The sequence below is a fragment of the Tunturiibacter psychrotolerans genome, from assembly GCF_051013365.1.
GTDB classification, from domain to species: Bacteria; Acidobacteriota; Terriglobia; order Terriglobales; family Acidobacteriaceae; genus Edaphobacter; species Edaphobacter psychrotolerans_A.
The window spans coordinates 868,668-893,432 of sequence record NZ_CP132941.1 but is presented as its reverse complement, the minus strand read 5'-3'; the positions used below and the strand labels follow the sequence as shown (position 1 = coordinate 893,432).

The following is a 24,765-nucleotide window of genomic DNA, read 5'->3' as shown; positions in this document are numbered from 1 at the left end:
CTGAGTTTCGACGGCTTACCATGGTAAAGATGCGCGTCATTGCAGGTACTTACCGGTCTCGCCAACTCGCCGCCCCGCGTGGTCTACAAACTCGTCCTACCAGTGATCGCCTGCGCGAGACTCTTTTTAATATTCTTGCGCCGCGCACCGTGGGTTGCCACTTTGTTGATCTATATGCCGGGACAGGAGCCGTTGGAATTGAAGCGATCAGTCGTGGAGCGGAGCATGTTTGGTTTGCGGAAAATGCTGAGCCCGCGCTGGCTTCGTTGCGGCAAAACCTCGCAACGTTGAAGATCAGCCGCGGTTTCACACTGGAGGACCGGGGTGTCGGTGCGATGTTGCAGCGTCTTAGCAAACTGACGCAGCCGATTGATGTCGTTTATCTTGATCCGCCGTACGAGGCCGAGGACGAATACTCGGGGACGCTCAATTTTTTTGGAAGTGTGCGGGGCCGTACCATCTTGAGCGCAGATTCCCTGGTCATCGCCGAACACAGCAGCAAGGCTAAGCTGGCGGAGCGATACGGCGTGCTCGAACATACTCGGCTTTTGAAACAGGGCGATGCTGCGCTTAGCTTTTTTGTCCCTGCGGCGGCTGAGAAAACCCGCCCCCCTGATGATGGCCGGTAAGCAGATCGACTTCGAAGGCGACCTCGCGATCGGTCAATAGATTCCAGCCCATGCCGTGCAACGTGTTGCCGTCGATGCCGGTGATGCGCACGCCCTCCCAACTGAGGCGCGCTGTCTCCCACGCTGGGCCGCTTGGACCCCAGGCGACGATTGAGTGAAAGCCGACGAAGAGCAGGAGTCTTTGCGGCACGAGCGGGCGCACTTCGACTACCGGCTTCATAGCGACATGAGTGCAATGGTCGGGCTGTGTCGTATCGATCACATAGGCGTAGCCGCCGGCCACTGCGCAGATCTCTCGCGGATCGGGGCAGGCAAAGACCCCGGTTGGCATGGTGGGGTTTGTGAATCCGAGGGCGCATGTCGCGAGAAATGTCCCTCCGCTGGCGGGATGAACCATCAACTGCAATGCGCCTCGAGCGAGGGCATCTTCTTCGCCTGCGATCTGCTGCGGGTAGATAAATTGCTGTGCAGGAGCTATCAGCGGAGGCGTTTTCAGTATTTCGACGCTCCAGCTGTGAGGAAATTGTTCGGTGTCGTCTATCGGGCGATCGAGCATCATCGAACTGCGTCCAGCGCCTGCGCTATATCTTCGATCAGGTCCTCGATGTCTTCGCAGCCGGCGCTCATGCGTATGAAGCCGTCGGGTACTGAATCTCCACCCCACTTCGCTCGACGTTCTGCTGTTGTCGTCACACCGCCGAAGCTGGTCGCATCGGTTAGCAACAGTGACGTGGAGAGAAAGGTTTCCGCGGCGGCTTTATCTCGCAGGACAAAGCTCAACACTGGTCCGAAGTAGCGCATCTGTTGCTTTGCGACCTCGTGGCCTGGGTGCGATCGCAGGCCGGGGTACAACACGCTGGATACTTCTTTCCTTGTCGCGAGAAATTCGGCGATGCGTTGGGCGTTCTCGCAGGAGCGCTCGAGGCGCAGCGGGAGTGTCGCGATCGAACGCAGCGCGAGCCATGCTTCCATCGGGCCCAGGGCAGCGCCGGTGAGGGTGCGCCACTGGTCGATCTTTGCCCGTAGCTCCGGGTCGCGCACTGCGACGTGACCCAACAGAAGATCGCTGTGGCCGGTCATCGATTTCGAATCTGAGGCGACGGAAAAATCTGCACCGAGCGCTAAAGGAAGCTGCCCCAACGGCGTTGGCGTGGTGTTGTCTACTGCAACCAGAGCGCCTGCACGGTGCGCTGCTTCGCTCAACAGGGCGATGTCGCAGATCTCCATGCCGGGATTGCTCGGCGACTCGATCCACAGCAGTCGCGCGCCCTCCAGCAACTCGGCCTGTGCGTTTCCAGCGGTGGGCGACATACGCAGCGTAACGCCTATGGGAGCGAAGTGCTCCTGCAGCAGATTGCGAGCCGTGTAGTAGGCGTTCGAGGGGAGAACGACCACATCGCCCGGTCGCAGCACGGTCCCAAACACCGCAGCACACGCGGCCATGCCGGAGGCGAAGACAAGCGCGCTTGCCGCGTAGCTTTCGCCTGAAGCGAACTGCCCGGACTCCATCTGGCTAATGGCGTTCTCAAGGGCGGTCCATGTTGGATTGTGCGAGCGCGCGTAGGTGTAGGGAGTGTCCGATGAATCGCCCGGCGTATGGTACGGCGCGGCGAAGACCGGTCCCGTAGTAAGCGGCTCGCCGGGGACGGTACGGCTCAGCGTGGAACGAATGATTTTGGTGGCGTCGCGCATAGCTTCGAGGTCGAGAGTGGGTCGGACCGATTGATGGTAGCAGGCTCAGCGTGCTTTCTTTTTCGCGTGCCGGGAAGGTTTAGCGAAGTGCTCCCACCCGCTTGGTTTCAACTCTGCAGGGCCGTTGCCCGGTGCGAGCAGCGTCATGAGAGGTTGACCGGGGCGACGAGGTTTGAGGGTTCCAATTCGCGTAAGTGGCACGCCTGCAAGCGAGGTTGGCATTCGGGCCGAGGAGGGTGCGGTGAAGAGTAACTCGTAGTCCTCGCCACCGTGCAAGGCCGCATGCAGGGCGGATTTTGCACCGAGCCTGGCGGCGAGCGGATGGATGGGCAGCGCCTCCTGCTCGATCTCCGCGTTCACTCCTGAGGCGCGGCAGAGGTGAGCCAGGTCGGTCGAAAGGCCGTCGCTGATATCGATGCATGCGGTGGCGACGCCTCGCCGCAGAAGCGCCTCGCCGACGTCCAGACGTGGTTCGGGAAACAGGTGCGGATGGTCTTCGGTGGTTTTCACGCTGGCGATACGTTTTCTTCGGCCAAGCATCCCGGCTAACTCTGCCGCGGCACCGCCTAGTTGGCCGGTTACGTAGAGAGCATCTCCGGCAAAGGCACCTGAGCGTCGCAGCGCCTTACCCTTTGGCGCATATCCGATGAGAACGATGTCAGCCAGGATGAGGGCATTCTTGCCGCCGGGCGACTCCGAGGTGTCTCCGCCGGCGAGAGGCACGCTGTGCAACTCAGCCAGCGCGCGGAGGCCGCTGAAGAATTTCGCTATCCACATCTGTCCTGGGGCTTTAGCGAGCATCGAGGAGGGAAGCGCAAGGGAGAGGAAGGCAGCAAGTGGGGTCGCGCCCATTGCGGCAAGGTCGCTCAGGCCACGCGCGAGGCAGCGATGGCCTACCGACTCGGGCGGGTGGGAGTCGCGGCGAAAGTGTCGACCCTCGAGCGTAAAGTCCGTGGTGACAAGTACTTCACATCCGGCGGGAGGGCGAAGGATAGCGCAATCGTCACCGATGCCGAGCTTCACCGCGCTGCTGTTCATACTGAAGTCGCGCTGGATGTGCTCAATGAGGCCTAGTTCGCTGGAGGGTAGGGAGGGTTTTTTCATGCTGATGGCAGCATAACCGGAAAGCGCAAATGTGACTCTTTTGTGGGAGTTACAGGCTGGAGATCTCGACTATGCTCGTTTGCACAGCGGGTAACGGGTTTGGTACCCTCTAAGAGGACGCTCAAGAGAGACGAGCAATCAGGAATGGCGATTCGAGAAGTCGATTCGCTCAGCTTGATTCCTTCGATTGCAAACTCTCCGAGCCGCGGTTTCGCTTCGCGGTCAAATCTGGGCCAGGGATTTTGATTGAAGCTGAAAAAACGTTACTACATCATGCTCGTCAGCCGTGACGAAGAAGGCAACCTCAATAAGGTTCCGGTCCCCCTACACTACGCGTATATGTTTGTGGCAGCCGCGGTTATCGGCATGTTTACGATTACCGGCCTGGCTGGTTCTTATTCACGGATGCTGATCAAAACCGCGCGGTTCAATCAGCTGCGGCAAGACCACAACTTGCTCCAGAAGGACTATGCGCACCTTGAGAAGGCTGCGCATGAGAAGGACATTCAGGCAGCTTCGCTGGGCTCTCTGGCGAGCGAGGTCTCCGTTCTTTACGGTCTGACGGCGAGCAAACTGGCATCTCCCATGGGCAGGCTCACCGACAACCATCACGCCAAATCTTCGGGAGTAGCCGAAGCGATCGCTACAACCCCGCTAGCTGGGACCTCCGACTCGCCGGATAACTCGGAGGAGGCTTACTACAAGTCCATCGACGCCTTCTACTCGCTTCGCCGGTCCGCGATGAGCGGTATGGCCACTCGGGCGATCTCCAGTCTCAATGGCCCGGGGTATCTCTCCACCGACCTGCTGGGAGCTGACACCTTGGAAGTTGCGTCGTATGTTCCGACGCTCTGGCCGATCATGGGGCCCATCACCAGCAGCTTTGGCCAGCGTGAAGATCCAATTCTGGGTAACGGCGAGGGCGAGTTCCATACCGGCATCGACATCAGCGCACCGAATGGAGTGCCCATCCGTGCAACAGGCGACGGCATCGTTCAGCTCGCAGAGATGTCCAACGGCTACGGCCGAGAGGTCGTGATCGACCATGGGCATGGAGTCGAGACGGTCTACGGACACATGTCCGGCTTTGCGTGCATTGCAGGGCAGACGGTGGTCCGCGGTCAGGTTATCGGTTATGTAGGCCACAGTGGACGCACGACCGGCTCACATCTGCACTACGAGGTCCGTATCAGGAATACGCCGGTCAATCCCCATAAATATCTGCGGACGACTCTGGCGGACCTGGGCACCGAGATAGCCAAAGGCCAGTAGTTTCAAGCGAATCCAGACGGCAGACCTGATGCAAGCTATCGGGTCTGCCGTTTTTTGTGTCTGCTGTCTTTGTGTCCAGCAGCGCGGCAGATTTGGAGGGCAGTCCAGAGTCCAATCCCTTATTGGGAAAGTCGTTTCTTCTACTCGGCTATGCACCATTTGGGTAATACCCACTCCCCCCTCGCCGCCGATATAGTCACTGAATTGAAGATTGAAGTGCTGCAATGAATCGCGCCAGTCAGCCTTGGGATCAAAGAAGCGAATCCAATCTGGCTCCACGAAAGAGCGAGACCTACATGATTCAAACCTCGGCTGCTTTTCGACGTAACACGCAGGGCCTCGATGGTTCCATCTCACTGTCGGAGATTATTTCGGCACTCTCCTATGCGCTGGACCTTACTGAAGGCGCGGTGCATGGGCACGCTCTGCGCAGCTGCCTGTTGGGCATGCGTATCGCCGAAGAGGCGAAGCTGCCGTCGGAACAGACTAGTAGCCTCTACTTTGCGCTCCTCCTGAAAGACATCGGTTGCAGCCGCAGTTCTAGCCGCATAAGCCAAGCGATCGGGGCAGAAGACCGGGCTGCAGAGGCGGCTTTGGATTCGAGAGATTGGCCGAGGCACTATACGACGAGTCTTTCCGCCCTGAAGCAGCTTTGGAACAATGTTCTTCCCGAATCTGGACGCGTGGCGAGAGTCGCGAGGTTCGTCAGGGACGGAGTGACGCGTCACCAGAACATCTCTGTCATGAGCAGTCTTCCTGACGACCGGGGAGCTGGCATTCTCGGTAAACTCGGCCTCGATCAAATTGCGGCCGACGCCGTGCGCAGTGTCGAAGAACGCTGGGATGGAAGCGGTTATCCGGACAGTCTGAAAGGTGAGCAGATTCCGCTGCTGGCCCGCATCTGCGCCGTGGCACAACACCTTGACTTTACCTCTGCAACCAGTGGGATGCAGAGTGCGATTGATACGCTCGATCAGCGCAGCGGTACCTGGTTTGATCCGGAGTTCGTCCGCATCGCGCGTTCGTTGCACCGTCGCGGAACTCTCTGGAACAACTGCTCCCCTGCTGACGCCGAACAGGATACGAGACAGGCTGTTCTCGATCTGGACTCCGGGAGACGGCACCAACTGGATTCGAGCCAGATCGATCGGATCTGCGAAGCCTTCGCCGATGTGGTTGATGCCAAGTCTCACTTTACTTTTAGTCACTCGCAGGGTGTGGCGGACGCCGCCTTCGGCATTGCACAGGCAATGGGACTCTCCAGAGATCGCGCGAAACTGGTTCGCAGAGCCGCCCTGCTGCACGACATCGGCAAGCTGGGTGTAGCGAATACGATCCTCGACAAGAAGAGCCAGTTGAGTCCGGAGGAGTGGAAGACAGTCTACGAGCATCCACGCATAACGCGACGCATCCTGGAGAGGATTGCACCTTTTCGCGAGATGGCTGTCATTGCGGGAGAACACCATGAGAAGCTGGACGGCTCGGGATATCCTGACCATCTGAAGGCGTCTGATCTATCGGTTGAGTCGCGCATCGTTGCCGTTGCGGATGTATTCGCGGCGCTCTCGGAGGATCGTCCGTATCGCGCCGGCATCGAGCTTGATGAGACGCTGGCGATCATGTCGAAACTGATCCCAACGCAGCTCGATGAAAGCTGCTTCGAGGCGCTGGTCTCTGTGGTCGCGGGTCAGCGAGAGGCCATCTCTGCGCCAACGGTGCTAATTGCGGGCTCGCCGATGGGCTACCCGTTCAAAAATGCCGCCTTCAAAAATGCAGCTTTTGAGAGTGCTCTCTGACACAACAGCTCAGAGGAGCCCTACAAACAAAAGAACGGCCGAGGATCTCGGCCGTTCTCGTTTTAAGTTTCTCGTTAAGACGAGCTACTTGCCCGTGTAGCTGACGTGCCAGATCGTCTTTGAACCGTCGTCGGTGACAAAGAGCGAACCATCTTTCGCGACGGTCACGCCAACGGGCCGGCCCCAGACCTTGCCATCAGAAGTGACGAAGCCAGTGAGGAAGTCTTCGTACTCGCCGGTTGCATGGCCGTCGTGCATCGGGATGCGGATGACCTCATAGCCGGAGCGGTGGGCGCGGTTCCAGGAGCCGTGTTCGGCTGCGAAACCATCGCCATCGTAGGTGGACGGGAACTGCTTGCCGGTGTAGAAGGCAAGCTCAAGTGAGGCAAAGTGCGACTGAAGGAGGACGTCCGGTGTGATGACTTTGTCCTTCAGCTCCGGGTGTGTACCCACCAGGCGCGGGTCCTGGTGGCCGCCCATGTAGTACCAGGGCCAGCCGTAGAATCCGTCTTCCTTCACGCTGGTGATGTAGTCGGGGACGAGGTTGTCGCCGAGGCGGTCACGCTCGTTAGTGGAGCACCAGAGCTGGCCGGTGGTCGGGTTGATCGCTTCGCCGACACAGTTACGAATGCCGCTCGCATAGATCTTCACGAACTTCCCTTCAGGGGAAAACTCAAGAACATCGGCACGGTGAAACTCGCCGGGATGGGTATCGGGATCGTCGGCGTTTGAGGCTGAACCGACGGAGATGAACATTCGTTTGCCGTCCTGCGAGAAGGCGACGTCGCGCGTCCAGTGGCCCCCGCCGCGAAGCTGGGCGTAGCCCGGCAGCACCGGCACGATCGTCTCAGGTGCGGCACTGGCCCTCATGTCGCCTTCCTTGTAGGCGAAGCGGACGACGCTGGTCGTGTTCGCGACATAGACCCACTTGGGATGCTCGCCGAGCGGATAAAAGGCGATGCCGAAGGGGTGATCGAGCCCAGTTGCGAAGACCTCAGTCGTTGTCGCCTTGCCGTCAGATCCGACGCCTCGCAGCACCTTCACCTGGCCAGCCTTGCTGTCTGCGAGAAAGAGATCGCCGTTGGGTGCGGTGCGGATCAGGCGCGGCTCCGTGAAGCCCTGCGCGTACATCTCGACTTTGAAGCCTGCGGGCGCGACGGGCCATGCGCCCTCGGGCCGTGGGACGACGCTGGGTCCATTGTCGACCGACTCGTCCTGCTTCGGCTCGGGTAGGTCGGCAAGGGTGATCTTGCGGCGGACGCCGGGGTGCTCCTGCGTGTAGTCGGCGAAGGCTGCCTGCCCGGTGATGACTGCACCAGATTGCGCGAACGCAGAGGATGGCAGTATCGACAACATGGAGGCAAGAGCCAGGACTCGAAGAACGGGAGGAGTAGAGCTATGCATGAGACGATTCTCCTTGGAGCGTAAAAGTGGTTAGATGCTGCTGCCCGACCATTCGAAGTTGACCGTTGATGACCTCGAGCTCAACCGCTTCGAGGTTTTCTATGAAGTTGACGAAATGAAAGCGCCGAAAGTTTGAGATCAGCTGCTGATCGGTTGAGGTGGGGAACAGCAGGAGGATGCGAACGGCTTGCATAAAGAAACCGTGTGTGAAGACGACGATACATCCGTCTGATTTCAATTGAGTGAGCCGCTTGATCACTTCGCGGACGCGGGCCAGGAAGACGCTGAACGATTCAGCGCCGGGCCCATCGAGGTGAGCGGGATCGTTTCGCTCCCAATACTTTTCAATGTGCGGCAACTGCTGTTCTTCGCTGGTGCCTTTGAGCCGCTCAGGTTCCAGATAGTTGAACTCGTAGACGGGCCACTCCTCGATCGGCACTTCAGGATAGCGCTGACGGAGTGGGACTGAGGTCTGCTGTGCGCGGGTGTAGGGCGAGATGATGAACAAGGTAGGTTCGCAGGAGAAGCCGTCGGCGAAAGCCTTTGCCTGCGCGTGGCCAAGTTCAGTTAACGGGTTTGTAATGTGGTCTGGCGGTATGCCACCTGCGTTCGCAACGCTCTGGCCGTGGCGAACGAGCAGGATCCTGGTTGGTTGTTGCAAGGTATCGTCGCTCATTATGGCTGAGAATCTGGGGTGTTTGCTGCTAGTTGCTTGACGAGTTCAAGCGGGATGTTGGCGGTTAGAACAGCACGATCTTTGTGCTGTTCGATCTTCGTCGAGTCGGTCAGTTCGCGAAACGCCGCATCGGTGACGGGATGCGGCTGCATCTGTGCCTGAGCCTGCTGCACGGTCTTTAAAAGAGTGAGCAACGTGGTGAGAGTTTCTGTTGCGTGGGCTGCATCGGCATCGTTGGGAGTGATCTGTTCGATACGCAGATGAATCGTGCCGAGGTAGCGCAAGCTGGCGACGAAGGTCGTGTCCTCGGGCATAGGCAATTGCAAGCCGAAGACGCTGACGAAGCCACGATCAGAGAACGGAAGACCAATGTGGCCGAGAGCCCAGACACTCGAGAAAGCGGGCACATCACGGTAACGTGCCGATAGCAGAGACGAGCCTGAAAACGGCGAAGCTGCAGCACGATGCCGGTCGAGGATGGAGTGAATCTGCTCGGCTGTCGGCATGTTCGAGGCGGCGATGGTGTCATAACCGAGCTGCGCGATTCGCAGGGGGCGCACCGCTTTTTCGTCGCCGACGCGGATAGTGAAGATATCGTGGCCCGCGTAGTTCTCCTTCGCCGTGGCTATCGTTGCGAGATAGCGAGCAAGGCGCTCTCCGTCGAAGCGGCCCTCGAAAACTTCTGAGTAGCCAACGGGGCCGTTCGGTCCGTTGGGATCGTCCATGCGATGCAGAGCAAAGGCAGCGGAGTCCAGGTCGCGTTCGGGCACGATGCCGGTCGCGTCGATGAACTGCTGGTATTCGGGACTGCGATTTATTGGCGAGCGATCGAAGTGGGTCGCGGCGCGCAGCGGTTTTAGGTTGGCGTAGACGATCGCGTCGGACTCCGGCAGAAGCCTCGCAACTTCAGGCGGGGCGGCTTTGCGCAGCACCAGCGCGACCACCAGCGCAGCCATCAACGCCAGCATCAGCAGCAGAGAGTAACGGGTGCGCTTATGCATTCGTAGGTACATCAGGGACATGGCCCGTTGGGCAAAGTGTCAGCATAGTCAATACGATTCACGAACGGCAGCGGCTCAAGTAATAAGCATAGCCCATCTTCCTGCTTGGTTTGGGATGCACGAAAGGCGCTCCGCAAACGCTCGATGTTGAGCAAGCGGGTGACGATGCTATTCGACGATGGCGAAGGTGTAGATCTTTCCGCCGTTGGTGACGTTGCCGGTGCCTGGTGGGAGAATGCCGAATTCGCCGCCTGCAATCTTGTCTTCGACCGTGAATTCGTAGGTGCGTGGGGCGGTTCGCTTGGGTGTGAAGGGGACCTCATCCCGGTCCGCACCGCCGCTCGAGTGAAAGACTCCGCCGGTTAGGATGCGAAACTCACGGTTGCTGGAGTTGAGGCGGAAGCGTACGAAGGTGTACTCGGTCGCCGCGACGCCCTCCGGTGTGTAGAGCAAGATTTCGATTGGGCGTTTCAGCGCGAGCGCCGATTCGCGGCCGTTCACGCGGCCATTGCGATCCTGCTTGATGATTCCGTGAGTGGCGGTCGACTTAATGAATCCGCCGGATTTGATGTGGACGATCTCCGGATCGATTGCGATCCACTTTCCGGTGTGATCCTTGTAGTAGACGCCGATCTCGTTGACGTCGGACAGAACGACAGGCTTCTCCGTCTCGGGTAGGTTGGTGATCTGGCGGCGACTTCTGTTCATCATCGCGGCGATGACGCGGTCGGAGAGCCCTGCCGCCTTCAATGCGACGAGGGCGTCGGCGTCGGTTAGGTACTTGCCGGGTTGGGTGTCGATGGTCTGAATGATCAGGTCGTCGCCGAGCCCCGCTTTGACCATTTTGACCACCGAATCGTTGTTCATGACGGCGGTCTTTGGCGGTGAAGCAGACTGCGGGCCTTCAATCAACTGCGGGACATCGCCGGTACTCTGCGCCACGACCGGAAAACTGCTGAAGAGGAGAAAAAGTAGAAGCAGTAAGCGCATGAAGTTAGTCCGACCGGGTCCCAGGATTCAAACGAATAGAAACAGAAATGCTCGCATAGCCTAGCATGGCATCGCACTTTGGACGGACTCTCGGACGGCCTCGTGAGCGGAAGAAATCCGCAGCTCCAGCACCATTGCTCCGAGGTTCCTGCTATGCTAAAGTTACGTCTGCGGCGCACTCTGCGCGGGCACTGCTGCGCGTCGAGCGGCTGAGCTTACAGAGGGCAAATTGCTGTTTTGGGCTGGCGTAGCTCAGCTGGTAGAGCATCTGATTTGTAATCAGAGGGTCGGGGGTTCAAGTCCCTTCGCCAGCTCCAGTTTCCAGGCAGCAGGAAAAGAAAGATGGTTTTGGTTGTACTGCTTGCCGTTCTGGCTCTGCAGGCCTCCTGGTCCTTCCTTCAAGGGTAACTCCCCGCCCGATTCGCGGTTTAGAATCGTAGTGTGGGCTTGAACGATTGAGTTGTGGGCTGCGCGCTGGAGTTCAAGCAGGATGTGCACAGGTGGCCGAGTGGTTAATGGCAGCAGACTGTAAATCTGCCACTCTTCGAGTTACGGAGGTTCGAATCCTCCCCTGTGCACCATAATTTTGTACTGTTGTTGTGAAGGTTGCTGTAACTGGTGAGTGTTGTGGATCTGAGTCCGGCAAGCAGCGGAAGAATGTGGATCGCGCTGTCTGTGCTGGGGCTGTTGGCGATAGCTGTCTGGCAGACGATGGAGCCAGGCAAGTATCAGCAGCTAACTTGGATCCTGTTAGGTTTTTTTGCCTTTCGTGTCATACTCGGACGGATGCGTTCGCGGTAAGATTGAAAGGTTGGTTTTTACATGCTGGCGTAGCTCAGTGGTAGAGCACTCCCTTGGTAAGGGAGAGGTCGAGAGTTCAAGCCTCTCCGTCAGCTCCAGATTTTGAAGCAAAGGGCTCGGTCCCTGCAGGTAAGCGGGAGTAACTCAGTGGTAGAGTCACAGCCTTCCAAGCTGTTGGTCGCGGGTCCGATTCCCGTCTCCCGCTCCAAAGATTTGTAGACGCGGTCCGGTAGTAGCGATCGCAGGAGAGTGTGTTGAGCAGTCTGTATCAGCAACCTGTACTAACAGTTTCCGATCCCGAAACCTTCAACGCGGTGAAGGCAGCAGTCGAGGCCTCCTTTTCTTCCGGCCGCGTTGCGGAGTTCCTGAAGTCGCTGGAGCGCTCGAAGCTGCGGATTCGCGACTTCGAGACGGTTCTTGGCAAGGGAAATCTCGGAGCCGCAACAGAGGCGGAGTACCGCAAACTGGACAACTCCGATCAGGGCCAGATTCGCGAACTGTATCTCGCAAGCCTGGAACGTGTTGCCCCTGAGCTGCGAGAGAAGTTCTTCAAGTTGTACGCGTACTACTGAGATCCAACCTCTCCAATCAAGTTTAGTTTTGCGCTTTTAGTTTTCGTTTGAAGTATTCACCTGAACCCCGGTGCACGCGCCGGCCAACACGAGGAGACGAGCAGTCATGGGCAAGGAAAAGTTTGACCGGTCAAAGCCGCACGTAAACATCGGGACGATCGGGCACATCGATCATGGCAAGACGACGCTGACGGCGGCGATTACGAAGGTGTTGAGCAAGCACAACCCGAACAACAAGTTCCGTTCGTTTGACACGATTGACAACGCACCGGAAGAGCGCGAGCGCGGTATCACGATTGCGACCTCGCACGTCGAGTACGAGACCCCGAACCGTCACTATGCGCACGTTGACTGCCCGGGTCACGCGGACTACATCAAGAACATGATCACCGGAGCGGCGCAGATGGACGGCGCGATCCTGGTGGTTGCAGCGACCGACGGCCCGATGCCTCAGACCAAGGAGCACGTTCTGCTCGCGCGTCAGGTTGGCGTTCCCTACATCGTCGTGTTCCTGAACAAGTGCGATGCGGTTGAGGACGAAGAGCTGATCGAGCTGGTTGAGCTTGAGGTTCGCGAGCTGCTGTCGAAGTACGACTACCCTGGCGACGACACCCCGATCATTCGCGGCTCGGCACTGGGCGCGCTCAACGGCGAAGCCAAGTGGGAAGCCAAGATCGACGAGCTGATGGAAGCAGTCGACAAGTATGTTCCGCAGCCTGAGCGTGCGGTGGACCTGCCGTTCCTGATGCCCATTGAAGATATCTTCTCGATCTCTGGTCGTGGAACCGTGGTCACGGGTCGTATCGAGCGTGGCAAGATCAAGGTTGGCGAGGACTGCGAGATTGTAGGCTTCCGCGAGACCCGCAAGACGGTCTGCACCGGCGTTGAGATGTTCAAGAAGCAGCTGGACGAGGGTCTGGCGGGCGATAACGCGGGGCTTCTGCTGCGCGGTATTGCGAAGGAAGATGTGGAGCGCGGGATGGTTTTGGCCAAGCCCGGTTCGATCAAGCCCCACACCGACTTCAAGGGCGAGGTTTACGTGTTGTCGAAGGAAGAGGGCGGACGTCATACTCCGTTCTTCAACGGCTACCGTCCCCAGTTCTACTTCCGTACGACGGACGTGACGGGTTCGGCGAAGCTTCCTGCGGGCACCGAGATGTGCATGCCCGGCGACAACATCCAGCTGGAGATCACGCTGCATACGCCAGTCGCGATGGAGAAGGGTCTGCGCTTCGCTATCCGCGAAGGCGGACGCACCGTCGGCGCCGGCACCATCAGCGAGATCATCAAGTAAAAGGATTTCAAACGACTGGCGGCAGGGAGGATTCTGCCGCCAATCTTTTTTGATTTATTGTCACATTGTCCTACTCGGCGGTCGTTGTTCTGACAGTTCGGAGCTACGGCTTTCCTGAAACACTGTTTTAAGAGATAATTTATGAGGACGAGCGTGGCCTGACCGCTTTTCTTTCCGTCTTACAATCAGGATTTGGTTGCAGGGGCCATTGCCCTGTGTCGCGGCGTGTCACTACGCTGCTTGCCAGCCGAAGTGGCTGGCCACGTTAGAAGGAGATTTACTATGCGCGAGATCATTACTCTGCAGTGCCCGGAGTGCAAGAACAGGAACTACTCAACCACGAAGAACAAGAAGACGACCACTGGCCGTCTGGAGTTCTCGAAGTTCTGCAATACCTGCCGCAAGCACACGGACCACAAAGAAACCAAGTAAGCTCCAGCCGGATTTGGGGTGAGACGAACGGTCTCACTCCGCACCACGGGGGAGTAAGCTCAACGGTTAAACTGTCGGTCTCCAAAACCGAACTTCTCGGTTCGAATCCGAGCTCCCCCGCCAGTTTGCCCGGTCCCTCAAGTCCGGGAATAGACAACGGAACGCACTACGAAGATTGAGGCAGTACTATGGCCAAGACAATAGCGGTAACCGAACAGCCCAGCACCGGATTGCAGCAGTTGAAGTCGCAGCCAGCACGTCTCGGCGAGTTCCTCAAGGACGTTCGCAGCGAGATGCGCAAGGTGATCTCTCCTTCGCGCGCCGAGGTGCAGTCGACCACAATCGTTGTCCTCGTCACCGTCTTCATCTTCGCCGCGTACTTCTGGCTGGTGGACAACATCATCGGACGGGCGATCGAAGCATTGCTGCATCGCCTGACCCAGCACTAAAACATTTCGCATTCCGAATAAGAGCGGTAGAGAGAAGTACACGATGCGTGAAGAAGGCATAACGATGGCGGCAGAAGAGCAAAATCCGGTAGAGCAGCCTCAGGGGGATTCCACTGAGCAGCTCGCGCCCCCGGTCAATGAGAACTTCAAGTGGTACATCATTCACGCTTACTCGGGCTTCGAGCGCAAAGTGCGCGAGTCCCTCGAGAGCCGTATCACTGCCTTCGGCCTGCAGAACCGCATCGGTCGCATCATGATCCCGACCGAACCGGTGACCGAGCTGCGAAACGGCAAGAAGTACACCATCGAGCGCGTCTTTTTGCCTGGCTACGTTCTCGTCGAGATGGATCTCGATAACGATCTGTGGCACGTCATCAAGAACACGCCGCGCGTCACAGGATTTTTGGGAACCGGCGACAACCCGGTCGCGCTCTCAGAGCAGGAAGTCAGCTCCATCCTCTTCCGCACCGAGACCGCAGGCAACAAGCCGACCATGAAGGTCAAGTTCGACAAGGGCGAGCAGGTTCGCATCAACGAGGGTCCTTTCGCCAACTTCACCGGCGCAGTCGACGACATCAACGAGGACAAGCAGACCCTCAAGGTCATGGTCAGTATCTTCGGTCGTTCCACCCCGGTCGAGATCGAGTTTTCCAAGGTCGACAAGATCGTCGACGAGTAGTTCGAGAGTTTTGAAATAACATTAAGCAGCAGGCGTTCCGATACATCGACGCCCGCCGCTGGAAGAGTAAAGAGGATTTACCCGAATGGCACCGAAGAAGATCACTGGATACGTCAAGCTTCAGATCATGGCCGGCAAGGCCACCCCTGCACCTCCGGTCGGCCCCGCGCTCGGCCAGGCTCAGGTCAACATCATGGAGTTCTGCAAGCAGTTCAACGAACGCACCAAGGCTCCTGACATGGCCGGACTCACCATCCCCGTTGTCATCAGCGTCTATGCAGACCGCACCTTCAGCTTCATCACCAAGACGCCTCCGGCTCCGGTGCTCCTGCTCAAGGCCGCCGGCATCGAGAAGGGCTCTGGCACTCCGAACAAGGAGAAGAAGGGCAAAGTAACCGAGAAGCAGATTCTCGCAATCGCCACGCAGAAGATGCCGGACATGAACGCGACCACGGTTGAGGCTGCAGCGAAGACCATCCGCGGCACTGCCCGGTCGATGGGCATCGACGTCGTAGCCTAAGCTCTCGTTATCAACTGTTCTCCGCTTCTTACGAGCGAGGACGCTTAGGAACCATCACCGACTTTGTCTGTCGGCCATGGCATCCAGGCGTCCTCTTTCGTCGTTAATCCCGCTTCTGTTTTCAAAACGAGGGCCAGAGGCGACATGGTCTCGGTGGTCTTCGAGTCATAGGTTGTGGATATAAAGCGACATCAAACTTGGGCTTCAGATTTGAAAGCTTTGTCCTACGCCGCCTGCGACTTTGTCTTATCGGCCTTGCGGGCCGGATCCTCCACCAGGTTCGCATCCCTCACCCCTTCTATGCTCTAGGCAAACAATCTTTGCTGTCTGACAACGGTTCCCACATTCTGCGCCGGTCTTTTGCCTCCGCCATCTTCGTTCCGAGTCAGCAGAGCATCGCTCGAGCGCTTACCCAGACCGTACCGCCGACACGCACCATCGACCATCTTTATCAGTCGCTCGCGATACTCTTTTCCGGCAAAGTCTGCGGTCGCAAAACGTTTCGCGTAGTCGGTTTGAAGGGCGGGGAAGTGCTCACGAACGAAGCTCAGGTAAGTAGGACGTGAGCACGGCTTGAGGAAGAGCGGGTGCGCTGCGAAGAAACTTGCACCCACCGCGGCGGCTCGGCGAGCCAGGCCGTCCAATGCCTCCTCGGTATCCGTAATCCCCGGCAGAAGGGGAGAGCCGAATACCCCTGCCACAATCCCCGCCTCTCGCAGACGCTTCACCGCCTGAAAGCGTAGATCTGGTCGAGGAGCCCTGGGCTCCAGCAAGCGCGCGAGCTTTGCATCGGGCGTCGTAATCGTCACATGCACCACCAAGGTGTTGCGGCGTGCGATCTCGACCAGCAGATCTGTATCGCGTTCAATCAGGCGCGACTTGGTCACGATCCCGAGCCGGTATCCATCCTTCCGCGCGAACACTTCCAGGAGGCTGCGCGTGATCCTCGCCCGCCGTTCGATCGGCTGATAGGGATCTGTCGCGGTGCCGAGAGCGACTTCATCTCTCCGATCGATCTTCTTCAACTCCTGCTCGAGCAGCCAGGCGGCGTTTTGCTTCAGGAAGATCATTCGCTCGAAGGTGAGCGGATCGCGGAAGTCTGCGGCGGGGGCTGTCCCGCCCGTCATCGATTCCCCGAGAGTCGGCGCCATGAACTCATGGGTATACCGCGCGTAGCAGTACTTACACCCGAACTCGCATCCCCGATAAGGGTTGATGCTGTAGGCAAGTGACAACTGTCTTTTCGAGATCGATCGGTTCAGTATGCTACGTACCTCAAGCGTTTTGAATTCAATTAGATGGCCATCATCGGCGTGCTCTGCTGCGGCGGCCATGCGAGCGATTCCTACTGGCGTTTGAGGAAGAATCGGGAAGAGTGGAGTGTCAGTTGATTTCGCCATTTGTTCGCCTTATGATGTCGAGAGTAGGCGCGCATTTCTAATCCGTCAAGGGCCAATTTAGTAGACTTCCCCGTTACCCCGATGAGCGATGAAGACCTGATGCGCTTCTGTGCTGCGAACGACATCACGCGTGTAAGAACGCGAGGTGGATGGGGAGATTCTTGTCATGTCGCCCGCAGGGAACGGCACCGGCAGAAGGAACGCGGCCATTATCAGCGCACTCGACACCTGGGCTCAGAGAGACGGACGCGGCTATGTTTTTGACTCCAGTACCGGTTTCAGCCGGCCGGATGGTTCAATGCGTAGCCCAGACGCCGCATGGATCGAGTCTTCGTGATGGGATGCGCTCAGCAGCGTGGATCTGAATCGGTTTTCGCCCACCTGCCGGGATTTCCTGATCGAGCTGCGCTCGCAGTCTGACGACCTTGCGAGGCTTGAGGAAAAGATGAAGATGTGGCTGCTAAATCGCGCGAAGTTGGCCTCGCTAGTCGACCCGGACAACGAGATCGTTACCGTCCCGATGGGGCGCCTGAGATTCATCATCACCCAGCTGTAGTTCAGGGGAGCGAGCTCATCGCTGGATTCTCGCTGTCTATGGCGAGAATCTGGGCTGAACAGGCAGAATCTTCCCCATATCGTTGACGTATTGCCGAATTCACGGCATACTTATAAGAGTGTCTCAACATCCAGTTGAGGCCAGTCGAGAACCACGCCCGGAGAGAACAGCTCCAGAGGGGTGGGAGACGAGGGAAAATGGCAAGGAAGCTCTCTAAGAATCTAGTAAAGGCGCGTGCGCTCGTTGAGCCCCGTCCTTATCTGTTGGCGGACGCAGTTCCGCTCCTGCAAAAAGCAAAGTATGCGAAGTTCGACGAGACCGTCGACCTGACCATGCGTCTTGGCGTTGATCCCCGCCACGCGGACCAGATGGTTCGCGGCACTGTGGTCCTCCCGCACGGCCTTGGCAAGTCCAAGATCGTTGCCGTGATCACCTCGGGCGATCGCATCAAGGAGGCAGAGGCCGCTGGCGCTGAGTTCTTCGGTGGCGAGGAGCTGGTTGAGAAGATTCAGAAAGAAGGCTGGACCGCCTTCGATGCTCTGATCGCGACTCCCGACATGATGCGTTCGGTCGGACGTCTCGGTAAGGTGCTCGGCCCCAAAGGTCTGATGCCGAATCCGAAGACGGGTACGGTCACCACGGACGTTGCCGCAGCCGTCAAAGAGATCAAGGCCGGTAAGATCGAGTTCCGCACCGACAAGACGGCACTGGTGCACGTTCCGGTCGGCAAGCTCTCGTTCGATCCGCAAAAGCTGGTCGACAACGCGATGACGGTCATCACGAGCGTTGTGAAAGCCAAGCCGTCAGCAGCCAAGGGCAAATACATTAAGGGTGTCACGCTGAGCTCGTCGATGGGCCCCGGTATTCAGCTCGACTACGCCGCTGCTGAGGCAGCCGGCAAGGCCTAATTTTAGTCAGCACTAAACCCCCTCTGGCCGCGGAAGCGAGGAGCGGGGAAGCGAAAGCGAAGAGGATTCAGTCATGGCATTGTCCAGAGCATCAAAGACGGAGAAGGTGAAGCAGCTCGCGACCGAGCTCGAGCACTCGACCTCCGCTATCATTGGCACCTTCAAAGGCCTCACCGCTGCGAAGGACTTCGAGCTGCGCAAGACGGTTCGCGCTGCTGGTGGAAACTATCACGTTGTGAAGAACAAGCTGGCTGCACGCGCCAGTGAAGGCACCAAGATCGAGTCGGCGCTCCAGGGGCTCAAGGGTGTGTCGGCTGTTGCTTACACCTCGGGCGACCCCGTTGCTCTCGCGAAGGCCCTTTCGACCTGGGTCAAGGACAACGCGGAGTTCACCTTCAAGCTGGGCATCGTTGACGGCAAGGTGATCGACGTCCGCGAAATCGGCGATCTCGCCACCATGCCAGGCAAGGAAGAGCTCTTCTCGAAGCTCCTCTTTCTCGTTCAGTCGCCTGCGCAGCGTTTGGCTACTGTGATCAACGCCACTGGCCGCGATCTCGCTGTTGTCATCAACCAGGGCGTCGAAAAAGGCAAGTTCGCCGGCGCAGCCGCTCCGGCAGCTGCAGTCGAAGCACCGAAGGCAGAAGCCGCGGTTGCCGAGGCGCCAGCCGCTGAAGCTCCAGTTGCAGAAGCACCCGCCGCTGAAGGTCAGCTCATTGCCGAGACTCACGTTGTTGAAGCTGCGGCCACCGAGCAGCCTGAGAACTCCACCGCATCGCAGGGTGGGGAAGCCGCGACCACGGACCCGGTCGAAGGCTAAACCAAGTTTCGCCTGGTCTTCCCGGGGGCGCTGGTCTGGGCGCAACGGAAACCCTCGAAGGCATAGGCAGCCAAAGCGCAGTTGGGCTTTGGTAGAGCAATAAGCACCACAAAGTTCAGTTCTAATTGGAGAAATAACATGGCAGACATCCAGCAGTTGGAAGATTCAATCGTTAGCCTCAGCCTCCTCGAGGCTTCGGCTCTGGTCAAGAAGCTCGAAGAGCGTCTCGGCGTTTCGGCAGCAGCAGCAGTTGCAGCCCCGGCAGCAGGCGGCGGCGCAGTGGCAGCGGCTCCGGCTGAAGAGAAGACCGAGTTCACCGTCATTCTGAAGGATGCCGGCGCGAATAAGATCAACACCATCAAGGCTGTACGCGAAGTCACCGCTCTTGGGCTGAAGGAAGCCAAGGATCTGGTTGACGCCGCTCCCAAGCCCTTGAAGGAGAACATTTCGAAGGATGATGCAGCTGCCATCGCGAAGAAGTTCGAAGGCGTTGCAACCGTAGAAATCAAGTAATTGAACAGTTAGCTTGCACGTTAGGGCGGAACGCGATATTCTTGAGGTTAGAGAAAATTCGTTCCGCCTCGGCGTGCTCCTTGGCGGACTGCGGTATCCAGTACAAAACTTCGGTTGTCTCCGGATCATCCTGTCTTCACACAGGCTAAGGAACCGGCCACTATACGCTTCGAGCGGCGGATGCGCATAGTGCAATAAGAAACATGCGAGCGGCACAACTTTGGGGTAGGCGAACCTCAATGGCGGCAGGCATTAATACCACCTATAGAGAAACAGTGCACAAGTCGACCTTTGCGCTCATGGGGCATGCTGTCCCTGCGAGCGCTTTGCCGTGTTTACGAGCGTCCCCGTCCCACAAGGGGCAAGTAGCATTCTGCACGCGTTCTTTATAGCAGCTTCGAACGCCCGCAGGTAGTAAAAGTTTTAAGTTTTATCCGAGCCGCGGACCATTACGGCAAGACATTTTGCGCACGGGGCTCGCTGCCATCGAGGACAGCAAGAACCGAAGAAGTTAAAAACTGCGCGATCAGAAGCAAACCCGGAGGGCCTGACCGAAGCCCTCCCCTAACGAGTGAAGCCAGCAATACGATGCCGGCAGACGCACTCGGGAGGCCTCGACGGTCAGTTTTCAGGAGAGAGCATGTCTGGCGAGTCCAACAACAGCGAAATGCGCGCGATCCGAAGCCGTCTTGATTTTTCCAAGATCCCCACATCCATCCAGATTCCCAACCTCATTGAAGTTCAGCGCCGCAGCTACGAGCGCTTCCTGCAGATGGACAAGCTCCCGCAGGAACGCGAAGACAACGGCCTGCAGTCCGTCTTCACCTCCGTCTTCCCCATCACCGACTTCCGCAACGTCTCCGAGCTCGAGTTCGTTGACTTCTCGATCGGCAACTGGGAGTGCAAGTGCGGCTACCTCAAGGGTCTCAACCACCTGCGCACGGCCTGCACCAACTGCGGCCACATGGTCATCACCGACCCCTTTCATCCGGGCGACGTTCTCTGTAACTTCTGCGGAACCTACAACAAGAACACCCCTGACTTCTGCACCAAGTGCGGCGACCCCGTCGGCCTGCAGCTGAAGTACGACCAGGCAGAGTGCGAAGAGCGTGGCATGACCTACTCGGCTCCTCTCAAGGTCACCATCCGTCTGAAGATCTACGACAAGGACCCCGAGACCGGCGTCAAGAGCCTGCGTGACATGAAGGAGCAGGAAGTGTTCTTCGGCGACATTCCGCTCATGTCGCAGAACGGCACCTTCATCGTCAACGGAACTGAGCGCGTCATCGTCTCGCAGCTTCACCGCTCGCCCGGCGTCTTCTTCGAGACCGCGAACAACCGCACCTACTTCCTCGGCAAGATCATTCCGTACCGCGGCAGCTGGGTCGAGTTCGAATACGACCAGAAGAACACTCTCTACGTCCGCATCGACCGCAAGCGCAAGTTCCTCGGCACCATCTTCCTGCGCGCGCTCGGCCTGCGTACCGACGAGGAGATCCTCAAGACGTTCTACACCGTCGACACCATCAACGTCGCCGACGGCAAGCTGCACTGGAAGGTCGTTCCTGAAGGCCAGCTCAGCAACCTCCAGGGCACGCGTCCGGCCCATGCCATCACCGTCAAGGGTGAAGAGATCGCTCCTGCCACACGCAAGATCTCCGCTCACACCGTGAAGGGTCTACGCACTCACAAGATCGAATCGGTCGAAGTTGAGACCAGCGAGTTCGATGGCGCGATGACTGCCTCCGATGTCGTCGATCTCACCACCGGCGAGCTTCTCTACGAAGCCAACCAGGAGCTGACCGCCGACAAGCTGCACAAGATCATCCAGTCGGGCGTCACCAGCATCGAGGTCTTCTTCCCCGAGCGCGACGACGTGGGCAACATCATCACCAACACCCTTCGCCGCGACTCCGTGCGCAAGCCTGAGGAAGCTCTCATCGAGATCTACCGCAAGCTGCGTCCCGGCGACCCACCGACGCTCGACACCGCAACTGCGCTCTTCGAAGGCATGTTCTTCGATCCGCGTAAGTACGATTTCTCTCGCGTCGGCCGCTTGAAGTTCAACATCAAGCTGTACGAGAACCAGGATCCCTCTGGCCTCGACAACCGCACGCTCACGCCTGAGGACTTCTACGGCACGATCCGCTACCTCCTCAAGCTGCGCAAGAACATTGGCGTAGTCGACGACATCGATCACCTTGGCAACCGCCGCGTTCGCGCCGTCGGTGAGCTGATGGAGAACCAGTTCCGCATCGGCCTCGTCCGTATGGAGCGCGCCATCAAGGAAAAGATGTCGGTCTACCAGGAGATGTCGACCGCGATGCCGCACGACCTTATCAACGCCAAGCCAGTGATGGCCGCGATTCGTGAGTTCTTCGGCTCCTCGCAGCTCTCGCAGTTCATGGACCAGACCAACCCCCTGTCGGAGATCACGCACAAGCGTCGCCTCTCCGCCCTTGGGCCCGGTGGTCTGTCGCGTGAGCGCGCTGGCTTCGAAGTCCGCGACGTGCACCCCACTCACTACGGCCGCATCTGCCCGATTGAGACGCCGGAAGGCCCGAACATCGGTCTTATCTCGTCGCTCTCCTGCTTTGCGCGCATCAACGAGTACGGCTTCATCGAGTCGCCGTATCGCCGCGTGAAGGATGGCCGTGCGCTCGACTACGTCTCCGTCTCGAATGCCGGCGAGTCTGGTCTGCGTCAGGGTGACTACCTCGAGATCGAAGAGGCCCGTGCCAAGAATGCAGAGTTGAAGAAGGCTGGCAAGCGCACCATGGACCTTGCTCCCTTTAGCTTTTACCTTTCGGCCTGGGAAGAAGATCGTCACACGATCGCGCAGGCGAACATCGAGCTCGATGAGAAGTTGAACATCGTGCAGGATGTCGTCGACGCCCGTCGTCAGGGCAACTTCGTCCTAGTAAACAAGTCCGAAGTGGACTATGTCGACGTCTCGCCGAAGCAGCTGGTGTCTGTAGCGGCATCTCTAGTCCCGTTCCTTGAGCACGACGACGCCAACCGCGCGCTGATGGGCGCCAACATGCAACGGCAGTCGGTTCCTCTGCTTGTTGCTGAGGCTCCGTTCGTCGGTACCGGTATGGAAGGCGTCACCGCCCGTGACTCCGGCGCCGTCATTCTGGCCAAGCGTAACGGCATCATCGACTCGGTCGACTCCGAACGCATCATCGTGCGCGTAGAAGGCGAGCATCACCCCACGCAGCTCTCGCGTGAGGTTGGTTCGGACATCTATCAGCTCACGAAGTTCAAGCGCTCCAACCAGAACACCTGCATCAACCAGAAGCCGATCGTTCGCAAGGGTGATCGTGTGGTCAAGGGTCAGGTTATCGCCGACGGTCCTTGCACCGAGCAGGGCGAACTCGGCCTCGGCCGTAACGTTCTGGTCGCCTTCATGCCGTGGCGTGGTTACAACTTCGAGGACGCGATCCTCATCTCGGAGAAGCTGGTCCGCGAGGACTACTACACCTCGATCCACATCGAGGAGTTCGAGATCGAAGCCCGCGACACGAAGCTTGGGCCGGAAGAGATCACGCGCGATATCCCCAACGTCAGCGAGCACGCACTCCGCGATCTCGACGACTCGGGCATCATCCGCATCGGCGCAAAGATCGGTCACAACGACATCCTCGTCGGCAAGGTAACGCCGAAGGGTGAAACGCAACTGACGCCGGAAGAGAAGCTCCTCCGCGCCATCTTCGGCGAAAAGGCCGGTGATGTTCGCGACGCTTCGCTTACGTGCCCTCCGGGTATCGAAGGCACCGTCGTCGACGTCCGCATCTTCTCCCGCAAGGGTCAGGAGAAGGACGAACGCGCCAAGCAGATCGAGCAGGAGATGATCGAGAAGCTCGAGCGCAACCTCGCCGACGAGATTCGTATTCTCACCGACGAGCGCCTCAAGCGTCTCGAAGCCATCCTCGGTGCGAAGGAAGTTCTCGCCGACCTGCACGACGAGCGCACCAACAAGAAGCTGCTCAACAAGGGCGATATCCTCGACCGCGACACCATCGAGCTCATCAGCACTCGTAACCTCAAGCGCATCCGCTACGCCGACAAGGACCCCCGCGTCAACGAGCAGATCGATGAGATCGAGGAGATGACCTCACGCCAGATCGACGTTCTCCGCAAGATCACCAACGAGAAGATCGGCAAGATGCAGAAGGGCGACGAACTCTCGCCCGGTGTCATCAAGATGGTCAAGGTCTACATCGCCATGAAGCGCAAGCTCTCTGTCGGTGACAAGATGGCCGGCCGCCACGGTAACAAAGGTGTTATCGCACGAATCCTCCCTGAGGAAGACATGCCGTACCTGCCCGATGGAACCCCGGTGGAGATTGTCCTCAACCCGCTCGGTGTGCCTTCGCGTATGAACGTCGGTCAGATCCTCGAGACGCACCTTGGCTGGGCTGCGCACGAGCTTGGCAAGCAGGTCGCCGAACTCGCTGCAACCATGCAGTCGGCCAACGAAGTCCGCGAGCTCTTCAAGGCGCGCTTCGCCGGTACCGCCGCACTCAACCAGCTTCTTGACCTCGACGACGAGCAGACCCTGCGCGTTGCCGCCGGCATGAAGCGTGGTATCTGGTTCGGCACGGCAGTCTTCGACGGCGCACGCGAGACCGAGATCAAGGCGCTCCTCAAGGCCGCTGGTCTTCCCAGCTCGGGCAAGTCGCAGCTCTACGATGGCATGCTCGGCGAACCATTCGAGCAGCCTGCCACCGTCGGCTACATCTACATGCTCAAGCTGTCGCACCTTGTCGATGACAAGATCCACGCTCGTTCCATCGGACCGTACTCGCTCATCACCCAGCAGCCGCTGGGCGGTAAGGCGCAGTTCGGCGGACAGCGCTTCGGTGAGATGGAGGTCTGGGCCCTTGAAGCTTACGGCGCTGCCTACATCCTGCAGGAGCTCCTCACCGCCAAGTCCGACGACGTCTTCGGCCGTACCAAGATCTACGAAGCCATCGTCAAGGGCGAAGCTGCCATCGAGCCGGGTGTACCTGAGTCGTTCAACGTTCTTATCCGCGAACTGCAGTCTCTCTGCCTCGACGTCGAACTGATCAAACAGGCCGACCAGAAGAAGCAGCCGCTGCCAGCCATCGCCGCAGCAGATTAGTCGATACCGCTCCACCCCAGGCACGGTCCTTCTGAATGAGGCTCACGCTCAACATTCACGAAGGGCCGGCCAAAGGGGAGAGCAACAAATTGAAGCAGGCGACGGACCTAACCACCCACCGCCCAGCAGAAG

23 protein-coding genes and 5 tRNA genes are annotated in these 24,765 nt (G+C 58.6%); 20 read left to right on the top strand and 8 right to left on the bottom strand.

The genetic code is table 11. The annotated features are described in order from the left end of the window. Positions 1–20 precede the first annotated feature (20 nt). Positions 21–629, top strand: coding sequence for a 16S rRNA (guanine(966)-N(2))-methyltransferase RsmD (gene rsmD / locus RBB76_RS03535; RefSeq protein ID WP_429628788.1), 609 nt, complete (start codon positions 21–23; stop codon positions 627–629). On the opposite strand, the gene RBB76_RS03530 is transcribed toward rsmD, so the two are convergent. The 3 genes from RBB76_RS03530 to thiL are packed head-to-tail and all read right to left on the bottom strand — an operon-like array spanning position 571 to position 3,425. Next, complete coding sequence (locus tag RBB76_RS03530) at positions 571–1,188, bottom strand: hypothetical protein (RefSeq protein WP_429628790.1); 618 nt, start codon at positions 1,186–1,188, stop codon at positions 571–573. The genes rsmD and RBB76_RS03530 overlap by 59 nt on opposite strands. Beyond that, a complete protein-coding gene (locus RBB76_RS03525; protein WP_429628792.1) occupies positions 1,185–2,321 on the bottom strand; it encodes a cystathionine gamma-lyase in 1,137 nt (378 codons plus the stop codon). The genes RBB76_RS03530 and RBB76_RS03525 overlap by 4 nt, the downstream gene beginning before the upstream one ends. A 45-nt stretch (positions 2,322–2,366) precedes the next feature. Then, positions 2,367–3,425 carry a thiamine-phosphate kinase gene (gene thiL, locus RBB76_RS03520; RefSeq protein ID WP_429628794.1) on the bottom strand — a complete coding sequence of 353 codons (1,059 nt, stop codon included), beginning with the start codon at positions 3,423–3,425 and terminating at the stop codon, positions 2,367–2,369. 252 nt (positions 3,426–3,677) lie between these two features. Between thiL and RBB76_RS03515 the strand changes: the two genes are divergently transcribed. Both RBB76_RS03515 and RBB76_RS03510 read left to right on the top strand, forming a co-directional pair. Next, entirely contained in the window at positions 3,678–4,697 is a 1,020-nt protein-coding gene (locus RBB76_RS03515) for a M23 family metallopeptidase (RefSeq protein ID WP_429628915.1), read from the top strand. A gap of 224 nt (positions 4,698–4,921) precedes the next feature. Beyond that, positions 4,922–6,493 (top strand): HD-GYP domain-containing protein, encoded by a 1,572-nt coding sequence (locus RBB76_RS03510; RefSeq protein WP_429628796.1) that lies wholly within the window; start codon positions 4,922–4,924, stop codon positions 6,491–6,493. Positions 6,494–6,577: 84 nt separating this feature from the next. Here RBB76_RS03510 and RBB76_RS03505 read toward each other — a convergent pair whose 3' ends face one another. From RBB76_RS03505 to RBB76_RS03490, 4 genes are all read right to left on the bottom strand, one after another. Beyond that, positions 6,578–7,897 carry a PQQ-dependent sugar dehydrogenase gene (locus tag RBB76_RS03505; protein WP_429628799.1) on the bottom strand — a complete coding sequence of 440 codons (1,320 nt, stop codon included), beginning with the start codon at positions 7,895–7,897 and terminating at the stop codon, positions 6,578–6,580. After that, entirely contained in the window at positions 7,890–8,573 is a 684-nt protein-coding gene (locus tag RBB76_RS03500; RefSeq protein ID WP_429628801.1) for a histidine phosphatase family protein, read from the bottom strand. The genes RBB76_RS03505 and RBB76_RS03500 overlap by 8 nt, the downstream gene beginning before the upstream one ends. Further along, the gene (locus RBB76_RS03495) at positions 8,573–9,574 is read right to left on the bottom strand and encodes a hypothetical protein (protein WP_429628803.1); all 1,002 of its coding nucleotides are present in this window, start codon (positions 9,572–9,574) and stop codon (positions 8,573–8,575) included. Before RBB76_RS03495 ends, RBB76_RS03500 begins: the two co-directional genes overlap by 1 nt. 168 nt (positions 9,575–9,742) lie before the next feature. After that, positions 9,743–10,564, bottom strand: a complete 822-nt coding sequence (locus RBB76_RS03490; protein ID WP_429628805.1) for a hypothetical protein — start codon at positions 10,562–10,564, stop codon at positions 9,743–9,745. A gap of 241 nt (positions 10,565–10,805) precedes the next feature. Between RBB76_RS03490 and RBB76_RS03485 the strand changes: the two genes are divergently transcribed. From RBB76_RS03485 to rplK, 11 genes are all read left to right on the top strand, one after another. Then, positions 10,806–10,881: transfer RNA gene (locus RBB76_RS03485), tRNA-Thr, on the top strand. A gap of 177 nt (positions 10,882–11,058) precedes the next feature. After that, positions 11,059–11,145 (top strand) — tRNA-Tyr (locus tag RBB76_RS03480). Between the two features lie 243 nt (positions 11,146–11,388). Next, positions 11,389–11,463, top strand: a tRNA-Thr gene (locus tag RBB76_RS03475). 35 nt (positions 11,464–11,498) lie between these two features. Beyond that, a tRNA-Gly gene (locus RBB76_RS03470) sits at positions 11,499–11,573 on the top strand. A gap of 46 nt (positions 11,574–11,619) precedes the next feature. Then, entirely contained in the window at positions 11,620–11,937 is a 318-nt protein-coding gene (locus RBB76_RS03465; protein ID WP_429628806.1) for a hypothetical protein, read from the top strand. Between the two features lie 106 nt (positions 11,938–12,043). Continuing rightward, positions 12,044–13,231 carry an elongation factor Tu gene (gene tuf, locus RBB76_RS03460; protein ID WP_429628807.1) on the top strand — a complete coding sequence of 396 codons (1,188 nt, stop codon included), beginning with the start codon at positions 12,044–12,046 and terminating at the stop codon, positions 13,229–13,231. A 282-nt stretch (positions 13,232–13,513) separates the two neighbouring features. Beyond that, a complete protein-coding gene (rpmG, locus tag RBB76_RS03455) occupies positions 13,514–13,663 on the top strand; it encodes a 50S ribosomal protein L33 (protein WP_013579310.1) in 150 nt (49 codons plus the stop codon). 47 nt (positions 13,664–13,710) lie between these two features. Then, positions 13,711–13,786, top strand: a tRNA-Trp gene (locus RBB76_RS03450). A gap of 65 nt (positions 13,787–13,851) precedes the next feature. Beyond that, a complete protein-coding gene (secE, locus tag RBB76_RS03445) occupies positions 13,852–14,112 on the top strand; it encodes a preprotein translocase subunit SecE (RefSeq protein ID WP_179585117.1) in 261 nt (86 codons plus the stop codon). A gap of 43 nt (positions 14,113–14,155) precedes the next feature. Further along, positions 14,156–14,791, top strand: a complete 636-nt coding sequence (gene nusG, locus RBB76_RS03440) for a transcription termination/antitermination protein NusG (RefSeq protein ID WP_429628809.1) — start codon at positions 14,156–14,158, stop codon at positions 14,789–14,791. Positions 14,792–14,876: 85 nt separating this feature from the next. Beyond that, complete coding sequence (gene rplK, locus RBB76_RS03435) at positions 14,877–15,311, top strand: 50S ribosomal protein L11 (protein ID WP_429628810.1); 435 nt, start codon at positions 14,877–14,879, stop codon at positions 15,309–15,311. A gap of 305 nt (positions 15,312–15,616) precedes the next feature. On the opposite strand, the gene RBB76_RS03430 is transcribed toward rplK, so the two are convergent. Continuing rightward, complete coding sequence (locus RBB76_RS03430; protein WP_429628812.1) at positions 15,617–16,711, bottom strand: SPL family radical SAM protein; 1,095 nt, start codon at positions 16,709–16,711, stop codon at positions 15,617–15,619. A 145-nt stretch (positions 16,712–16,856) separates the two neighbouring features. Between RBB76_RS03430 and RBB76_RS03425 the strand changes: the two genes are divergently transcribed. The 6 genes from RBB76_RS03425 (at position 16,857) to rpoB (ending at position 24,633) form a co-directional block, all read left to right on the top strand. Next, entirely contained in the window at positions 16,857–17,048 is a 192-nt protein-coding gene (locus RBB76_RS03425) for a Uma2 family endonuclease (protein WP_429628813.1), read from the top strand. A gap of 18 nt (positions 17,049–17,066) precedes the next feature. Continuing rightward, positions 17,067–17,267 (top strand): hypothetical protein, encoded by a 201-nt coding sequence (locus RBB76_RS03420; protein WP_429628815.1) that lies wholly within the window; start codon positions 17,067–17,069, stop codon positions 17,265–17,267. Between the two features lie 197 nt (positions 17,268–17,464). Beyond that, entirely contained in the window at positions 17,465–18,175 is a 711-nt protein-coding gene (gene rplA / locus RBB76_RS03415) for a 50S ribosomal protein L1 (protein ID WP_353063393.1), read from the top strand. Positions 18,176–18,248: 73 nt separating this feature from the next. Next, entirely contained in the window at positions 18,249–18,992 is a 744-nt protein-coding gene (gene rplJ / locus RBB76_RS03410) for a 50S ribosomal protein L10 (RefSeq protein ID WP_429628817.1), read from the top strand. A 138-nt stretch (positions 18,993–19,130) separates the two neighbouring features. Further along, positions 19,131–19,505, top strand: coding sequence for a 50S ribosomal protein L7/L12 (gene rplL / locus RBB76_RS03405; RefSeq protein ID WP_429628818.1), 375 nt, complete (start codon positions 19,131–19,133; stop codon positions 19,503–19,505). Positions 19,506–20,145: 640 nt separating this feature from the next. After that, positions 20,146–24,633 carry a DNA-directed RNA polymerase subunit beta gene (rpoB, locus tag RBB76_RS03400; RefSeq protein WP_429628819.1) on the top strand — a complete coding sequence of 1,496 codons (4,488 nt, stop codon included), beginning with the start codon at positions 20,146–20,148 and terminating at the stop codon, positions 24,631–24,633. Positions 24,634–24,765 lie beyond the last annotated feature (132 nt).

Bases quoted from the DNA above. Each gene is read 5' to 3' on its own strand.
- RBB76_RS03430 (WP_429628812.1), bottom strand. From the start codon at position 16,711: ATGGCGAAATCAACTGACACTCCACTCTTCCCGATTCTTCCTCAAACG.
- tuf (WP_429628807.1), top strand. From the start codon at position 12,044: ATGGGCAAGGAAAAGTTTGACCGGTCAAAGCCGCACGTAAACATCGGG.
- rpmG (WP_013579310.1), top strand. From the start codon at position 13,514: ATGCGCGAGATCATTACTCTGCAGTGCCCGGAGTGCAAGAACAGGAAC.
- RBB76_RS03490 (WP_429628805.1), bottom strand. From the start codon at position 10,564: ATGCGCTTACTGCTTCTACTTTTTCTCCTCTTCAGCAGTTTTCCGGTC.
- RBB76_RS03525 (WP_429628792.1), bottom strand. From the start codon at position 2,321: ATGCGCGACGCCACCAAAATCATTCGTTCCACGCTGAGCCGTACCGTC.
- RBB76_RS03510 (WP_429628796.1), top strand. From the start codon at position 4,922: ATGAATCGCGCCAGTCAGCCTTGGGATCAAAGAAGCGAATCCAATCTG.
- RBB76_RS03505 (WP_429628799.1), bottom strand. From the start codon at position 7,897: ATGCATAGCTCTACTCCTCCCGTTCTTCGAGTCCTGGCTCTTGCCTCC.
- secE (WP_179585117.1), top strand. From the start codon at position 13,852: ATGGCCAAGACAATAGCGGTAACCGAACAGCCCAGCACCGGATTGCAG.
- rpoB (WP_429628819.1), top strand. From the start codon at position 20,146: ATGTCTGGCGAGTCCAACAACAGCGAAATGCGCGCGATCCGAAGCCGT.
- nusG (WP_429628809.1), top strand. From the start codon at position 14,156: ATGCGTGAAGAAGGCATAACGATGGCGGCAGAAGAGCAAAATCCGGTA.
- rplJ (WP_429628817.1), top strand. From the start codon at position 18,249: ATGGCATTGTCCAGAGCATCAAAGACGGAGAAGGTGAAGCAGCTCGCG.
- RBB76_RS03500 (WP_429628801.1), bottom strand. From the start codon at position 8,573: ATGAGCGACGATACCTTGCAACAACCAACCAGGATCCTGCTCGTTCGC.
- rsmD (WP_429628788.1), top strand. From the start codon at position 21: ATGGTAAAGATGCGCGTCATTGCAGGTACTTACCGGTCTCGCCAACTC.
- rplL (WP_429628818.1), top strand. From the start codon at position 19,131: ATGGCAGACATCCAGCAGTTGGAAGATTCAATCGTTAGCCTCAGCCTC.
- rplA (WP_353063393.1), top strand. From the start codon at position 17,465: ATGGCAAGGAAGCTCTCTAAGAATCTAGTAAAGGCGCGTGCGCTCGTT.
- rplK (WP_429628810.1), top strand. From the start codon at position 14,877: ATGGCACCGAAGAAGATCACTGGATACGTCAAGCTTCAGATCATGGCC.
- thiL (WP_429628794.1), bottom strand. From the start codon at position 3,425: ATGAAAAAACCCTCCCTACCCTCCAGCGAACTAGGCCTCATTGAGCAC.
- RBB76_RS03530 (WP_429628790.1), bottom strand. From the start codon at position 1,188: ATGATGCTCGATCGCCCGATAGACGACACCGAACAATTTCCTCACAGC.
- RBB76_RS03495 (WP_429628803.1), bottom strand. From the start codon at position 9,574: ATGCATAAGCGCACCCGTTACTCTCTGCTGCTGATGCTGGCGTTGATG.